Origin of the sequence: Paraburkholderia flagellata, from assembly GCF_021390645.1 — a bacterium.
GTDB lineage: Bacteria > Pseudomonadota > Gammaproteobacteria > Burkholderiales > Burkholderiaceae > Paraburkholderia > Paraburkholderia flagellata.
Map to the genome: position 1 here is coordinate 150,356 of NZ_JAJEJT010000001.1, position 15,184 is coordinate 165,539.

The window sequence follows — 15,184 nt, forward strand, 5'->3', positions numbered from 1 at the left end:
ATGGGTGCACAAGATGAGCAAGCCAGGCGTACTAACTGGCGTCGGCATTGGCCTGCGTCACGCGCATTACGAGGCCTTCATGACGGGGCCGCCTGCGCTCGACTGGATCGAGGTCCACAGCGAGAACTACTTCGGCGAAGGCGGCTACGACCTGCACGTGCTCGAAACCGTGCGCCGCGATTTGCCGGTGAGCCTGCACGGCGTGGGGTTCGGGCTTGGCTCGGCTGCGCCGCTGGATACGACGCATCTCGCGAGGCTTGCGCGGTTGGTGGCGCGCATCGAGCCCGCTGTCGTCTCCGAGCATCTGTGCTGGGGCGCGAGCGCACAAGGCGCGCTGCACGATCTGCTGCCGATGCCGCTCACGCAAGCCTCACTCGATCACTTGAGCGCGCGCGTCTCGCAGATGCAGGACGCGCTGTGCCGTACCGTGCTGATCGAAAATGTTTCGACCTACGTACGATTTCGCGGCGATACATACAGCGAGGCGGAATTCCTCGCAGCGCTCGCGCAGCGCACGGGCTGCGGCGTGCTTCTCGACGTGAACAATCTGTACGTGAATCAACGCAACCACGGTGAAGATGCGCTGGCGGCCATGACCGCGCTGCCGCCGCAGATCGTCGGCGAGATCCATCTGGCGGGACATCGCACAACGCCTGCCGCCGTGATCGACGACCACGGTTCGCGCGTCGCGCCGGCGGTCTGGTCGCTCTATGAAGCCGCGCTCGAGCGATTTGGCGCGACGCCCACGCTCATCGAGTGGGACACGGCGGTGCCTGCGCTCGAGGTGCTGCTCGACGAAGCGCGTCTAGCGCGCGAGCGGCTCGCGAAGCACGCGCATGGCGCAACGGAGTTGCGCTCATGACTGCGCGCAAAACGCTGGAAGCGATGCAGCAAACCTTCGCTGCCGCATTGGACGATCCCAACGCCGATGCCTCGCTAGCCAGCGAGATGTTTCCCGCCGACGCAGCGCTGCTGCACGAGCGCATGGGTCTTTATCGCGGCAACGCTCGCGCGGCGCGGCGACTTGCGCTCGCGAACGCCTATCCGGTACTTGCGGCCCTGACAGGCGAGACTTACTTCGATGCACTCGCGCTAGCCTACGCACGCGCGCATCCTTCGCGCGATGCGGACCTGAACCGCTTCGGTGCGCAGTTGCCCGAATTCATCGAACGTTACGAGACCGACGCGCGCTACGCGTTTTTCGGCGATGTCGGGCGACTCGAATGGGCGTTGCACGCGGCCCATTACGCAGCGAACGCCATGTCGCTCAACGCGCAGCAATGGCAAGCGCTGGACGCAGAGCGTCTTGCTCAATCGCATCTCGTAGTTCATCCGGCATGCGCGGCGCTCTCTTTGCGCTTCGACGCCGTGGCGATCTGGCGGGCGCATCAGCCGGGCGGCGTGTGGCCTGAGCGAGTGGATGCGCCAACGTGGGCGCTCGTGGCCCGGCCGCAGTGGCGGCCCACGGTACTCGTGCACACACAAGCCGCGCACGCCGCATTCGTCGCACTGCGAGACGGCGCCACGCTCGACAATGCGCTAGCCCTGGCATTCGACATAGACCCGGCTTTCGACTTCGGTGGCCAGTGGCGCGCGTGGATCGAGGCGCACGCAATCGTCGGCGTGCGCGGCGACTGACCCTGCGGCATGACAAGCGCATACGCTGTCTCGCCATAAAGCAGAGGAATCCAAACTAACAAAAACACCATTCCTCTCGATTTGCACTTTATTCAGGAGAATAGTGCGCGAAAGCGAGCCTCGCCCCAAACACCAGCCCAACCAAACTTGCCCGCATAGCAACGCTTCACGCGGCATGCGAGGATGAATGCATACGCACGGCGTGCGCCCGGCGGCCGTTGTACACTCGATTGCATACCGGCGTGCGCGGCGCCGGGCATCGTTTGCGGTTGGGCGCAGGCAAGCGCCCGGCAACCGGCGCCAGTGCAAGGCCAGCTCCCCGAAGACCCGAGATGATGATCCGCCGACCGAACGCCGTGCTTGCCATCGGCATTGCGCTCGCCGCAGTGCTGACGCTGGTCGCCGCGTGGGTCATGGCGCAAATGCGGCACGACGCGCTCGCGAGCGCCCGCGCGTCCGCCTCCAACATGGCGCTGCTTTTCGAGCGCGACACCGCGCGCAATTTCGACATCTACGACCTTTCGCTGCAAGCCGTCATCGACGCCTTCGACGATCCGCGTCTCGCCGCGCTGCCCGCCGACATTCGCCAGAACGTGCTGTTCGACCGCTCGGCCACGGCAAAGAATCTCGGCGCGATCTTCGTCACCAACGCGGCGGGCGACGTCGTCTTCGATTCGCGTTCGGTGCCGCCGCGCGCGCTCAACGTGGCCGACCGCGACTTTTTCATCGCGCAGCGCGACTCGCCGCACGCGGGGCTCTTTCTGAGCCACCCGTTCATTCCACGCGACGGGCCGGCCAACGCGACCATCGGCATGAGTCGACGCCTCTCGAACCCCGACGGCTCGTTCGCGGGCGTCGTGGTCGGCACGATGCGGCTCGATTATTTCCGGCAACTGTTCGGCGGCGTGAACATCGGCGCGAACGGCACGGTGGCGCTCACGCTCGCCGACGGCACGCTGCTCATGCGTCGCCCGTACGACCCCAATCTGATCGGCAAAAGCGTTGCGGACTCCGTGCTCTTTCGACGCTTCCAGCTATCGCAGGCTAGCGGCTTTTTCTCGCTCGGCCCGATAGACGGCGTGCGGCGCTGGTTCGCGCTGCGGCGCGTGGACGGCTATCCGCTCGTGTTCAGCGTGGCCGTCGCGGCGGATGACATCTACCGCGAATGGCGCGTGCGCGCCTGGATCATCGGTACGCTCACGGCGGTGCTCGACGTCTCGTTGATCGCGCTCGCGGTCATGTTCACGCGCCAGTTGCGCCTGCGCGGCGCGGTGGAGGCGGAGCTGCGCGTGCAGGCAGGCACCGACGCGCTCACGTCGCTCGCGAACCGGCGCGCCTTCGAAACCCGAGCCGACCAGGAATGGGCGCGCGCGCGCCGCTCGGGCAGTCCGCTCGCGCTCGTGCTGCTCGATGTGGACCGCTTCAAGCGCTACAACGACCGCTATGGCCACCTGGCGGGCGACGACGCGCTTGCGGCCGTCGCGCACGCGCTCGGCGCACACGCACGCCGCGCGGCCGACTGTGCTGCGCGTTACGGCGGCGAGGAGTTCGTGCTGCTGCTGCCCGAAACGGGCGAGGCCCAGGCGCTCGCGCTGGCCGAGAAACTGCGCGCCGCGATCGAGGCGCTGGCGCTACCGCACGCCGACAGCCCGAATGGCGTGCTCACGGTGAGCGTGGGCGTGGCGTGCACGACGCAAAGCGTGTTCGCCGACTGGCGCGCGCTGACCGACGCCGCCGACGAAGCGCTATACACGGCCAAGCGCTCCGGACGCAACCGCGTGGCGGCATGGCTGCCCGCCACGACCGACGACGCGCGCGGCACGGATGTCGAAGGCCATTCCAGCTGACCGCGGTCAAATTTTACCCGGGTGATATTGCGCATCGTAATTTACCCGGGTAATATTCGTCCCATCATTGGATATCGAGAAGGAGAAAACCATGGTGGTGGCGAACAGTTGCACCGCATTTGCGGGCACACGCCTGATCGCGCGGGGCGTGCAGCTTCGGGTGGCGCTGGCGGTCAAGGCGGAACTTGAGCTTCAAGGAGACGAAAACGGCGCGGCAGTGCTGGTCTTCGACGACCGCGACGCGCGCCCGGTGGAATTCGATTTGCGCGGCGCGGAAAAGGACATCGAGGCGCGCCTCGCCTCGCAGGCGATCGGCGAGCAGGACGCAGGCGCGAAGAACGTCATCGACGAAGAAGCACCCGAAGACGCCCCGCGCGGCCGCGGCCGCCCGAAGCTCGGCGTGGTCGCCCGCGAGGTGACGCTGTTGCCGCGTCATTGGGACTGGCTCGGTGCGCAGCCGGGCGGTGCTTCGGTAGTGCTGCGCCGGCTCGTCGATTCGGCGCGCCACGCGAGCGAGGCGCGCGAACGCGTGCGCGCAAGCCAGGAAGCCGCACATCGCTTCATGACCGCACTGGCCGGCAATCTGCCGAATTACGAGGAGGCGTTGCGCGCGCTCTACGCGGGCGAGCGAAGCCGCTTCGAAGCGGCGACTGCACCCTGGCCGGAGGACGTGCGCGACTACGCGCGGGAATTGGCGCAAGCCGCATTCGCCTGAACATGCGAGCGGCCAAAGTGCGGCCAAATTGAGCGGGCAAAAAAAAACCGCTCAAGCGGGGGAGCGAGAGCGGAGAAGTCGGAGAGTTTACAACTTACAACCCGTGCATGAACTGTCATGGGCTCACACAACAAGGTAAGTCTAGATCTGGCATCCCGCCCCGAATATAGGAGAAGTCTTAAACTCCATTCGGCATCTACTTAAGAGATCGAATCGACCGCCGCCGGCATCGTTTCGGACGCCCGACATCCGGCTTGCCACGCGGATTGCGGCTCCGTACACTCCCGCCTGACCTGCATCAAGGGCGGCCGTTGCATCGACGCGTTCGCGCCAACAATCAAAACCAGAAACCAGACCGCAAATCACGCCGACAAGAGGAACCCATGTCCGACTCCTACTTCCCCCGCTGGCGCGCGCAGACGGGTGACGCCCGCAGCGTCGTGGCCCCCGACGAGCGCCTTGCCTGGCCGCAGATGTTCGCCATGGGCGTGCAGCACGTCGTCGCCATGTTCGGCTCGACCGTGCTCGCGCCGCTCCTCATGGGCTTCGACCCGAACCTGTGCATCTTCATGTCGGGTGTCGGCACGCTGCTGTTCTTCGTGGTGGTGGGCGGGCGCGTGCCGAGCTATCTCGGTTCGAGCTTCGCGTTCATCGGCCTCGTGATCGCCGTGACGGGTTACGGCGGGCAGGGACCCAATCCCAACATTCCCGTGGCGCTCGGCGGCATCATCGCGTGCGGCGTGGTTTATGCGCTGATCGGCCTGCTCGTCTCGGCCGTCGGCACCAAGTGGATCGAAACGCTCATGCCGCCGGTGGTGACCGGCGCGATCGTCTGCGTGATCGGGCTGAATCTCGCACCCATCGCCGTGAAGGGCGTGAGCGGCTCGACTTTCGACTCGTGGATGGCGATCGTCACCGTGCTCTGCGTGGGCGGCGTGGCCGTGTTCACGCGCGGCATGCTGCAGCGTTTGCTGATTCTTGTCGGCCTGCTGATCGCCTACGTGATCTACGCAATCGTCACGAACGGCATGGGCCTTGGCAAGCCGATCGACTTCTCGATCGTCGCGAACGCCGCCTGGTTCGGCATGCCGAAGTTCACCGCGCCCGTGTTCGATCCGCACGCCATGACGCTGCTCGTGCCGATCGCCGTGATTCTGGTGGCGGAAAACCTCGGCCACATCAAGGCGGTTTCCGCGATGACGGGATACAACCTCGACCGCTACGTGGGCCGCGCGTTCATCGGCGACGGGCTCGCCACGATCGTTTCGGGCTTCGCGGGCGGCACGGGCGTGACGACCTACGCGGAAAACATCGGCGTGATGGCCGTGACGAAGATCTACTCGACGCTCGTGTTCGTGATCGCCGCGCTCATCGCGATCGTGCTCGGCTTCTCGCCGAAGTTCGGCGCCGTCATTCAGACGATTCCGGGCCCGGTGCTCGGCGGCGTCTCGATCGTCGTGTTTGGTCTCATCGCCGTGACGGGCGCGCGCATCTGGGTCGTCAACAAGGTGGACTTCTCAGACAACCGCAACCTCATCGTCGCCGCCGTCACGCTCGTGCTCGGCGCGGGCGACTTTTCGCTCAAGCTCGGCGGCTTTGGCCTGGGCGGCATCGGCACCGCCACGTTCGGCGCGATCATTCTCTACGCTTTGCTGCGCCGCAAGCCGGCGCAGGAAGCCGCGGTTTAAGCCTCACCGCGACACGCGGCGCCGGTCCTCGGCGCCGCGTTTTCCTTCCTTCTTCTGCTCTGCGCCAAGCGCGCACTCAGTTGCGATTGCGCCCGCGCGTCGTCATCGCCGTTTCCGAGAGATCGACTTCGCGCATCAGCTTCGCCAGCGTTTCGTCGTTGATCTGCATCTGGTTGCGCAGCTTGAGCAGCGCCGCGCGTTCGGCGCGCATGCCCGCGAGGCGCATTTCCAGCTCCAGCGCGTCCGAGCGGCGCGCGTGCGCGCTGCGGTCGCGGTCGGCGTCGAGCGAGGCGAGCCGTCTGCGGTAGGTGTCCATCACGCGCGCCGTCGTGTCGGCGGCATAGGCGGCCTGCGATTCGTCGAGATCCTCGCTCACCTTTTCGTGCACCGCATCCACGGCGCGGATGCCCGCTTGCGCCGCCTGGATGCGCGCCTGGCGCTCCTCGGCCGCGTGCGGTCCCTGAGCGCCGCGCCGCACGCCGCGCAGCAGGAGCGGCAAGCCCACGATCGCCACCAGCAGCGAAGCGAGGATCACGCCCGTCGCGATGAAAATGGCGCTGTCGCGCCCCGGCAGCGGGCTGCCGTTGGCGAGCGCCACGGGCAGCGAGAGCACGCCCGCGAGCGTCACCGCGCCGCGCACGCCCGCCACCGTGGTGATCGCCACCGTGCGCAGGCCGGGCACCGCGTTCGCCACGCCGTGACGCGCGGCGCGGCGGCTCGCCACCCAGCGCAGCAGCCACACCCAGCCAAAGCGCATGGCGTAGAGCGCCGCGAGTACGGCGGCGATATAGCCGAGCAGGCGCAGCATCTGCACGTTGCTCGTGTGGTGCGCGTCGAGCAGCGCCTTGCCGAGAATGCCGGGAAACTGCAGGCCGAGCAGCGTGAACACCATGCCGTTGAAGACGAACTCGATCATCGACCAGGTGCTCGATGCGCGCACGCGTGTCGACACCGGTCCTTTGTGCGCGACGCTCGTGTAGTTCATCGTCATGCCGGCGGACACGGCCGCGAGCACGCCGGACACTTCGAGGTGCTCGGCGAACAGATAGGCTGCGAACGGAATCAGCAAGGTGAGCACGACGCCAGGTGCGGGGTCGCCGTCTTCGGTCACGTTGAGAAAGCGCTCCGAAACGAAGCTGAAGAGCCAGCCGATCAACGCCCCCAGCGCGAGACCGCCCGCCGCGATCAGGACGAAGCTGAGCGCTGCCGCGCGCAGCGAAAAATAGCCGGTGAGCGCGGCCGCCACGGCGAACTTGAGCGCGACGAGGCCCGAGGCGTCGTTCATCAGCGCTTCGCCTTCGAGGATGTGCATGAGCTGCGAGGGAATCCTGTCCTTGCCGGCGATGCCCGAGAGCGCCACGGCGTCGGTAGGCGAGAGCACGGCTGCGAGCGCGAAGGCGACGGGCAGCGAAATTTGCGGCACGAGCCAGTGCACGAAGTAGCCCACGGCGACGACCGTCAGCAGCACGAGGCCGAGCGCGAGCATGAGGATCGCGCGGCGCTGCATGAAGAATTCGCGCTTGGGCATGCGCCAGCCGTCGGCGAACAGCAGCGGCGGAATGAACAGCGCCATGAAGATGTCGGGATCGAACGTGACGTGCGGATTCACGAGCGGAAACGTGAGCAGCGCGCCAATGCCGATCTGCACGAGCGGCAACGGCAGTCTGAGGGGCACGGTGCGCGCGAGGACGCCGGACACGGCGACAGCAAGCAGCAGAATGAGAACGGTGAAGAGGATGTCCATCGAAAAACGTAGCGGGGGCGAAACGGGACTATGCGGGGGAGAGCGCCGAAGAGGGAAACCGTGGTCTTTCTTCACGCGCGGTACGGCACTGCGTTCTGGCGCGCATTAGAGAGGGGCGCGCCGGTCGAGGGAGAGTGTAGCCTGACGCGTATGTAAGCCGCCGCGAGGCGCGCATTTAGCCCGAATTTGCCCGCGGCAAGGCGCCCGATATGCGGCAATTTGAGCGCCTGTGTGCGCCACCACCGAAGCAAAGGCGCGTGGAAAGGCGCACGATATCGGTGCACCCTGCGAGGCCTCGCACGGTGCATGGCGTGCCCTTTCGCGGCGCACGCGATGGGCGTAGACGCATATCCCGATGCGTGCCAGATCGCAGTGCGAGCGAGCACGGACCTTGCTTGATCCCTCCTGTGACGCAATGAAAAGCAGGCTACGGAGGAACGCGCGGGCCGTGCAAAGGTTGTGCGGACGGCAGCGTCCTTCCTACGCGCTAGAGGATGGCATGATCACAGAGCAACAGGACAAAACAGCCGTGGCCCCTCACGGCTTTGATCTCAGCGTCACTTCGGGGCTGCAGCGCTACAGCGCACACCACGGCGACCTCACGCTCACGAGCGTGTTCCAGCCGGTGTTCAGCTTGTCGCACATGCGTGCGGTGGGCTACGAAGGGCTGCTGCGCGCGCACGATCCACTCGACCGCCCGGTTTCGCCGCTCGACGTGTTCGGCGACGCCGCGCGCGTGGGCGAGGCGCTGCTGGTGGACCGGCTCGCCCAGGGGCTGCATCTGGAGAACTTCGCGCTGCTGGGTGCTGAGCGGGAGTGGCTCTTTCTCAACGTGCACCCGGGCACGTTGATCGAGGCGTACCACTCGGCGGCGCTGCTTGCGAACCTGCGGCGGCTGAACATCGCGCCGCGGCGTGTGGTGCTGGAAGTGCTCGAAGACGAAGCGACGGACCTCGACGCGCTCGCGCAGGCCGTGGCGACGTTTCGCGAGCGCGGCTTTCTGGTGGCGCTCGACGACTTCGGCGCGGGCAACGTCGATATTGGCCGCGTATGGCAACTCAATCCCGATATCGTCAAGCTCGACCGCATCATGCTGATGCACGCGCAGCATCGCGCCGACATGGCCGCGACGCTGCCCGCGCTCGTGGCGCTGCTGCACGACGCGGGCAAGCTCGTGCTGATCGAGGGCGTGGAGACGGAACACGAGGCGCAACTCGCGCTCGCGTGCAACGCGGACTTCGTGCAGGGCTTTTTCTTCGCGCGGCCCGCGCCCGGGCTCACCGACGCCGCGCAGGTGCAAGGCGTGATCGCCGAAGCGACGGAGCGTTTTCGTCAGCAGACCGAAACACGCGAGCGGGGCGAGACCAGTCGCCTCGCGCCCTACCTGCGCGCCTTCGAACGCGCGGCGGAACGGCTGTCAGATGGCGAGCCGATGGAAGAGGTGTGCTGGAACTTTCTCGCGCTGGATCACGCGGCGCGCTGCTATCTGCTTGATTCGAACGGCAGGCAGGCCGGCCGCAATGTCGTGCTGCGCGTCGATCGCGCGGAGCGCGACGCGCGCTTTCTGCCGCTGGAGGACGCACAAGGCGCGAGCTGGCTGCGCAGACCCTACTTCCGCTCGGCGCTCGTCACGCCGGGGCGCGTGCACGTGACCGGACCGTATCTGTCGATCAACGAGGCGCTGCCGTGCCTGACGCTATCGATGGCGGTGCACGTAGGCGAGCGCCTGTGCGTGCTGTGCGGCGATATCGACTGGTTCGAATAGGCGCGCATCTGCGATCATGTCGTGTTCTTTACGACATGGCGCGCAAACATGCCAATCACACAACAGCGTGAACGGGTAGTGCTGGAAGTCATCGCGACCACGGTCGCTGACGCGCAAGCCGCCGAGCGCGGCGGCGCGGATCGGCTCGAACTCATCACCGCGATGGGCGAGGGCGGCCTCACGCCGAGCATCGGCATGATCGAAGCCATGGTCGAGGCCGTGACGATTCCCGTGAACGTGATCGTGCGGCCGCACAGCCGCTCATTTATCTACGATTCGAATGACTATGCGGTGATGCTGCGTGACGTGCGTGCCGCGAAGCTGGCGGGCGCGCATGCGGTCGTGATCGGCATGCTCACGCCGTCGCATGAAGTGGATCGCGACGGCTTGCAGCGCGCGATCGACGCCGCCGATGGCATGCCGCTCACGTTTCATCGCGCGTTCGACGAAGCGCGCGATCTGCAGGAAGCGTTCGACGTGTTGCTCGGTTTCGAAGCCGTGACGAACGTGCTCACCTCGGGCGGCAAGCCTTCGGTGCTGGATGCGCAGGCGCAGATCGAAACGCTCGTGCAGCGTGCGGCGCACACGCATTGCGCGGTACTCGCGGGCGCCGGATTGACGGTCGATCGGGTAGCCAGCTTCGTGAGCGCGACGCGTGTGCACGCGGTTCACTTCGGATCCGGCGTGCGCGTTGACGGTAAGGGTCTCGCCCCTGTCGACGAAAACAAGGTGCGGCGCGTGCGAACTCTGCTCGACGCCTGACCCATAAAAAAGCGCGCGCCATTCGCATGAACGGCGCGCGCGTCCTGACGTCACTTCCTATTACTTCGCCACCACCACCGGGATACCGCGCAACGCGCCCGCGCCCTTGAACGACGCGAGTGCTTCTTGCACCGCAGCGCTCGTCTTCACCTCGATGGCAAGGCGGGCAGCCAGTTCACGCTCGCTGCGCTTCACCGCCGCGAGGTTCGCGAGCTTCACGTGCCCGTAGCCACGCACACGCTGATGCAGATTGGCGAGCTTGGCGATGTCGTCGGCGTTTTCGGCCGTTAGGCTTGCGAACGCCCCGCGCAGCGTCGCCTCGTAGTCGCCGGCGAGTGAGCGTTCCATGCGGCGCTCGAGCGTCTTGCCGAACGGATCGAGCCACGTGCCGCGCACGCAGCGGCCCTTCTTGAGCAACCCGAGCGCGCTCCACATCCACTGGCCGAACTGCATCTTGCGCGGCGGCTGGCCGTTCTTCTCGTGCGCGATGAGCGGCGGCGCGAGGTTGAACTTGACGGTGAAGTCGCTGCCCGCTGCGCCTTCGAACTGCGCTTCGAGCGCGGCGCGGAACGCCGGGTCGGTGTGCAGGCGCGCGACTTCGTATTCGTCCTTCACGGCGAGCAGTCGATAGAACGTGGTCGCGACGGCGCGCGCGAGCGCTTTTTCTGCGGTCTTGTCCGCGCTGCGCGCGGCGTCGACCAGTGCGCGATAACGCTTCACGTAGCTCGCGCCGCCGTAGACCAGGAGACGCGCTTCGCGATCGGCGATCAGTTCGTCGAGCGTTTGCGTGAGCTTGCGCGCCGTGGCCTTTGCGGCTGCCGCGCGTTGCGTGTCGAGCGCTTCGAGCGCGGCCGGATCGGCGGCGGCCATGCGACCGATCGAGAACGCGATCAGGTTGGCTTGCACGGCCACGTTGTTCAGCTCGATGGCACGCGTGAGCGCCGCAAGCGTTACCGGCACGAGGCCCAGCTGCCACGCAAAACCGAGCATCACGATGTTCGCGCCGATCGTATCGCCGAGATAGCGCTGTGCGAGCGCCTGCGCATCGCACGCGGCGAGCGGATCTTGCGCGGGCGTCGCGCCGCTGGTCGCCCCATTGGTCGCCGCGTGCCGCATCTTCGCCAGCAGCGCATCGGCATGCAGGTTGGCTTCGGGGTTCTGCACGAACGACGCATTCGGAATCTCATGCGTGTTCACGACGATGCGCGTGCGATCGTGACGCACCGTTTGCAGCGCGTCGGCGCTCGCGCCCACCACCATGTCGCAGGCGAGCAGCAGGTCGGCTTGTTGCGTGTCGATGCGCACCTGGTTGAGCAGCGCGTCGGTCGCGGCGAAGCGCACGAACGACAGCACCGAGCCGCCCTTCTGCGCGAAGCCCATGAAGTCGAGCACCGAAGCGCTCTTGCCTTCCAGATGCGCGGCCATGCTGATGAGCGCGCCCACCGTCACGACACCCGTGCCGCCCACGCCTGTCACGAGGATGTCGTAGGGCGCGTTGTCCAGATGCGTCGCCGGAATCGGCAGCGCCTTCACGTGTGCGGCGAGCGCCTGCGGATCGAACGCCGCGCCCGCGGCCTTCTTGAGCTTGCCGCCTTCGATGGTCACGAAGCTCGGGCAGAAGCCGTTCACGCACGAATAGTCCTTGTTGCATGACGACTGATCGATGCGGCGCTTGCGGCCCAGTTCCGTTTCCACCGGTTCGACCGAAAGACAATTCGACTGCACGCCGCAGTCGCCGCAGCCTTCGCACACTTCCTCGTTGATGAAGAGGCGCTTGTCCGGATCGGGGAATTCGCCTTTTTTGCGGCGGCGGCGCTTTTCGGCGGCGCATGTTTGATCGTAGATCAGCACGGTCACGCCCGGCGTTTCGCGCAGCTCGCGCTGCACGGCGTCCAGTTCACTGCGGTGATGGAACGTCGTGCCCTTCGGGAACAGGCCATGATGGCCGTCGTATTTCTCGGGCTCGTCGCTCACCACCACGAAGCGCGAGACGCCCTCGGCCTCCACCTGGCGCGCGATCTGCGGCACGGAGATGCTGCCGTCCACGGGCTGGCCGCCCGTCATCGCCACGGCGTCGTTGTAGAGGATCTTGTAGGTGATGTTGGTCTTCGCCGCCACGGCCTGGCGAATCGCAAGGATACCTGAGTGAAAGTAGGTGCCGTCGCCGAGATTCTGGAACACGTGCGGCATCTTCGTGAACATCGAGTGCGCGGCCCAGTCCACGCCTTCACCGCCCATCTGGATGAGGCCCGTGGTGTCGCGCTCCATCCACGAAGCCATGAAGTGGCAGCCAATGCCGGCCTGTGCGATCGAGCCTTCGGGCACCTTCGTCGACGTGTTGTGCGGGCAGCCCGAGCAGAAGTAGGGCGTGCGGCGCACGGCGTCGGCGGCGTTCGAGAGGATCTGCGGCGCGACGAGATCGACCACGCGCTCGCGGCGGTCGAGCGCGGGACGGTGCTTCGCGAGCCACGCGGCGAACACGGGCAGGATGCGCGAGGGGCGCAGCTCGCCAAGCTCGGAGAGCAGCAGCGTGCCGTCTTCGGCGTGCTTGCCGATCACGGTCGGGCGCGCGCCTTCCTTGCGGTTGTAGAGGTAGTCCTTGATCTGCTGCTCGATCACGGGGCCTTTTTCTTCGATCACGAGCACGTCGGTGAGGCCCGAGACGAACGCGTCGATACGCGACATCTCCAGCGGGAACGACAGGCCCACCTTGTAGATGCGCACGCCCGCGCGATCCAGATCGTCGATGGTGAGATCGAGCCGGCGCAGCGTTTCCATCAGGTCCAGGTGCGCCTTGCCGCAGGTGACGATGCCCACGTTCGCGTGCGGGCTCGGCGCGATCCACTTGTCGATGCTGTTCATGCGCGCGAAGTGGCGCACGGCGTCGAGCTTGGCGGCGAGGCGCTGCTCGATGGCGAGACTCGGCAGATCGGGCCAGCGGTTGTGCAGGCCGCCCGGCGGCGCGGTGAAGCCCTCCGGTGCTTGCCAGTCGGTCTTGATTGCATCGAGATCGACGGTCGACCCCGACTCCACCGTCTCCGAAATCGCCTTGTAGCCCACCCACGCGCCCGAGTAGCGCGAGAGCGCCCAGCCATACAGGCCGAATTCGAGCATGTCGGCAATGTTCGACGGATTCACGACAGGCATGTGCCACGCCATCAGCGCGAAGTCGCTCTGATGCGGCATGGACGACGACACGCAGCCGTGGTCGTCGCCGGCCACCACGAGCACGCCGCCGTGCGGCGACGAGCCGTAGGCGTTGCCGTGCTTGAGCGCGTCGCCGGCGCGATCGACGCCCGGGCCCTTGCCGTACCACATCGCGAACACGCCTTCGACGGTGCGCTCCGGGTCCGCTTCCACGCGTTGCGTGCCGAGCACGGCCGTGCCGCCCAGTTCCTCGTTGATGGCGGGCAAGAAGCGCACGTCGGCGGCTTCGAGCAGTTTCTTCGCCTTCCACGCCTGCTGGTCGACCATGCCGAGCGGCGAGCCGCGATAGCCGCTGATGAAGCCCGCGGTGTTCAGGCCATGCGCGCGGTCGAGCGCGCGCTGCATGAGCGCGAGGCGGATCAGCGCCTGCGTGCCGGTGAGGAAGATGCGGCCGCGCGTGGCGGTGAGGTTGTCGGTGAGCTTGTAATCAGCGAGAGGCGGCGTATCAAGCGGCGAGGGTGTGTCGCCAAACGCGGGGCGCGCGGTCATTGGGGGAGTCTCCGTTTTATTGCGTTCGCATGGCCCTGTTGAGAGAGCAGCGAAAGAGACTCTATTTTTTCTCGCCAATGACGGAAATTTTTTGCTAACTCTCCGGCACTACTGGTTATTCGCGCGAGAGCCTGCCCACGCTGGGCGAATTTGGAGAGAGATCTCCCTGCCTCGCCGCGATCCGGTCTGAATCGGTCCTCGGGTGAGTCCGTCAGATGACGCGCGGCCCGTAAGGCCTCGCCCCGTCGAACGGCACGACGTCGTGAAAGTGCGTGTAGTCCATCGTGCTCACGCCGTCCGCGTCGCTCATCAGGTCGACGTAGCGGTAATGCCAGCGGATCTGCCGGTCCGACCAGCTAAAGCGCGCCTGCATGGTCTGCGCGGTCGACTCGTCGGAGCCCTCGATGACGACGTGGAGCGTGGCGTGCTGATCGGCCAGCATCTCTGGCGTGACGCCGTAGAGCGGGCTCGACTCGTCGATCACGTGCATGAGATTCCAGCCCAGCGTGAAGAGCGGATGCTGGTCGCGCACGAGCTTGAGGTCGTGGATGCGCCGCGCGCGAAAGCCGTCCGACGAGGTCTCGATACGGATGAGCCGCAGCTTCGCGCCCGCTTCGGTGATCACGTTCTGGCGCGCGTTGGCGGCGCGCACCATCAGCGTCATGCGGCCTTCGATGGGATGCACGACCACCTGACTCGCGAACATGATCTTCGCGCGCGGGCGCGAGAAGCGCGCGAACACCAGACCCGTGGCCAAAGCGATGCCCGACATGCCGACGAAGATTTCGAACGTGGCGACTATGTGCGCGTAGAGCGTTTGCGGATGCATGTCGCCGTAGCCGACGGTGGCAAGCGTCTCCACGCTGAAGAAGAACGCGCCGAGAAAGCCCTTCGGGTACTGGTTGGCGATGGGCTCGGTGCCGAGCTGGTAGAGGCACGCGAACACGCCGTTCATGAACAGGAACAGTGCCGCGAGCGAGGCGAAGAACGTGGGCCAGCGCATGGTCAGCGCCGTGTGATAGAAGTCGCCCCAAGCCTGCGGCATGCCGTAGACGAGCACCTCGCGCGAGCCCACCATCAGCTTGCGCGGCGTGCCGCGCCTCGCTTTCGCCTTCGGCCCCGCTGGCGTTTCGGACTTGCAGGCGTCCATGTCCACTCCCGGCGAATCCTGCGGTGCCGAGTCGGCTTGCTGTGCCGCTTCCTGGTTCGCGACGCGCTCCGGCGTTTCGGGCGTCATGGTGTGCCTGCGTTTCTGAAGAGGGAAAGGGAGCATAGCCATGCCGAAGCAACGCGGCAAGGCGACACGTCAAGCGTACCGCAAGACGGTAT

Annotated in this window: 10 protein-coding genes; 7 read left to right on the plus strand and 3 right to left on the minus strand. The window is 66.3% G+C overall.

Annotated elements, in window-relative coordinates; all coding sequences use genetic code 11:
- Positions 1–13: 13 nt before the first annotated feature.
- From bufB to L0U83_RS00725, 5 genes are all read left to right on the plus strand, one after another.
- Positions 14–862 carry an MNIO family bufferin maturase gene (bufB, locus tag L0U83_RS00705; protein WP_233879018.1) on the plus strand — a complete coding sequence of 283 codons (849 nt, stop codon included), beginning with the start codon at positions 14–16 and terminating at the stop codon, positions 860–862.
- The gene (locus L0U83_RS00710) at positions 859–1,638 is read left to right on the plus strand and encodes an HvfC/BufC N-terminal domain-containing protein (protein ID WP_233879019.1); all 780 of its coding nucleotides are present in this window, start codon (positions 859–861) and stop codon (positions 1,636–1,638) included. The genes bufB and L0U83_RS00710 overlap by 4 nt, the downstream gene beginning before the upstream one ends.
- Before the next feature lie 332 nt (positions 1,639–1,970).
- A complete protein-coding gene (locus tag L0U83_RS00715) occupies positions 1,971–3,485 on the plus strand; it encodes a sensor domain-containing diguanylate cyclase (RefSeq protein ID WP_233879020.1) in 1,515 nt (504 codons plus the stop codon).
- Positions 3,486–3,576: 91 nt separating this feature from the next.
- Positions 3,577–4,200: a DUF2239 family protein gene (locus L0U83_RS00720; RefSeq protein WP_233879021.1), complete on the plus strand. Its 624-nt coding sequence runs from the start codon at positions 3,577–3,579 to the stop codon at positions 4,198–4,200.
- Positions 4,201–4,583: 383 nt separating this feature from the next.
- Positions 4,584–5,888 (plus strand): solute carrier family 23 protein, encoded by a 1,305-nt coding sequence (locus L0U83_RS00725; RefSeq protein WP_233879022.1) that lies wholly within the window; start codon positions 4,584–4,586, stop codon positions 5,886–5,888.
- Between the two features lie 76 nt (positions 5,889–5,964).
- Here the strand turns inward: L0U83_RS00725 and L0U83_RS00730 are convergent, their stop codons facing one another.
- On the minus strand, positions 5,965–7,632 hold the full coding sequence (locus L0U83_RS00730; RefSeq protein WP_233879023.1) for a Na+/H+ antiporter: 1,668 nt from the start codon (positions 7,630–7,632) through the stop codon (positions 5,965–5,967).
- Between the two features lie 499 nt (positions 7,633–8,131).
- Between L0U83_RS00730 and L0U83_RS00735 the strand changes: the two genes are divergently transcribed.
- On the plus strand, positions 8,132–9,397 hold the full coding sequence (locus L0U83_RS00735; protein ID WP_233879024.1) for an EAL domain-containing protein: 1,266 nt from the start codon (positions 8,132–8,134) through the stop codon (positions 9,395–9,397).
- Positions 9,398–9,445: 48 nt separating this feature from the next.
- Complete coding sequence (locus L0U83_RS00740) at positions 9,446–10,159, plus strand: copper homeostasis protein CutC (RefSeq protein WP_233879025.1); 714 nt, start codon at positions 9,446–9,448, stop codon at positions 10,157–10,159.
- Positions 10,160–10,219: 60 nt separating this feature from the next.
- Here L0U83_RS00740 and L0U83_RS00745 read toward each other — a convergent pair whose 3' ends face one another.
- Both L0U83_RS00745 and L0U83_RS00750 read right to left on the minus strand, forming a co-directional pair.
- On the minus strand, positions 10,220–13,855 hold the full coding sequence (locus tag L0U83_RS00745; RefSeq protein WP_233879026.1) for an indolepyruvate ferredoxin oxidoreductase family protein: 3,636 nt from the start codon (positions 13,853–13,855) through the stop codon (positions 10,220–10,222).
- 211 nt (positions 13,856–14,066) lie between these two features.
- Complete coding sequence (locus tag L0U83_RS00750) at positions 14,067–15,005, minus strand: ion channel (RefSeq protein ID WP_233883596.1); 939 nt, start codon at positions 15,003–15,005, stop codon at positions 14,067–14,069.
- Positions 15,006–15,184 lie beyond the last annotated feature (179 nt).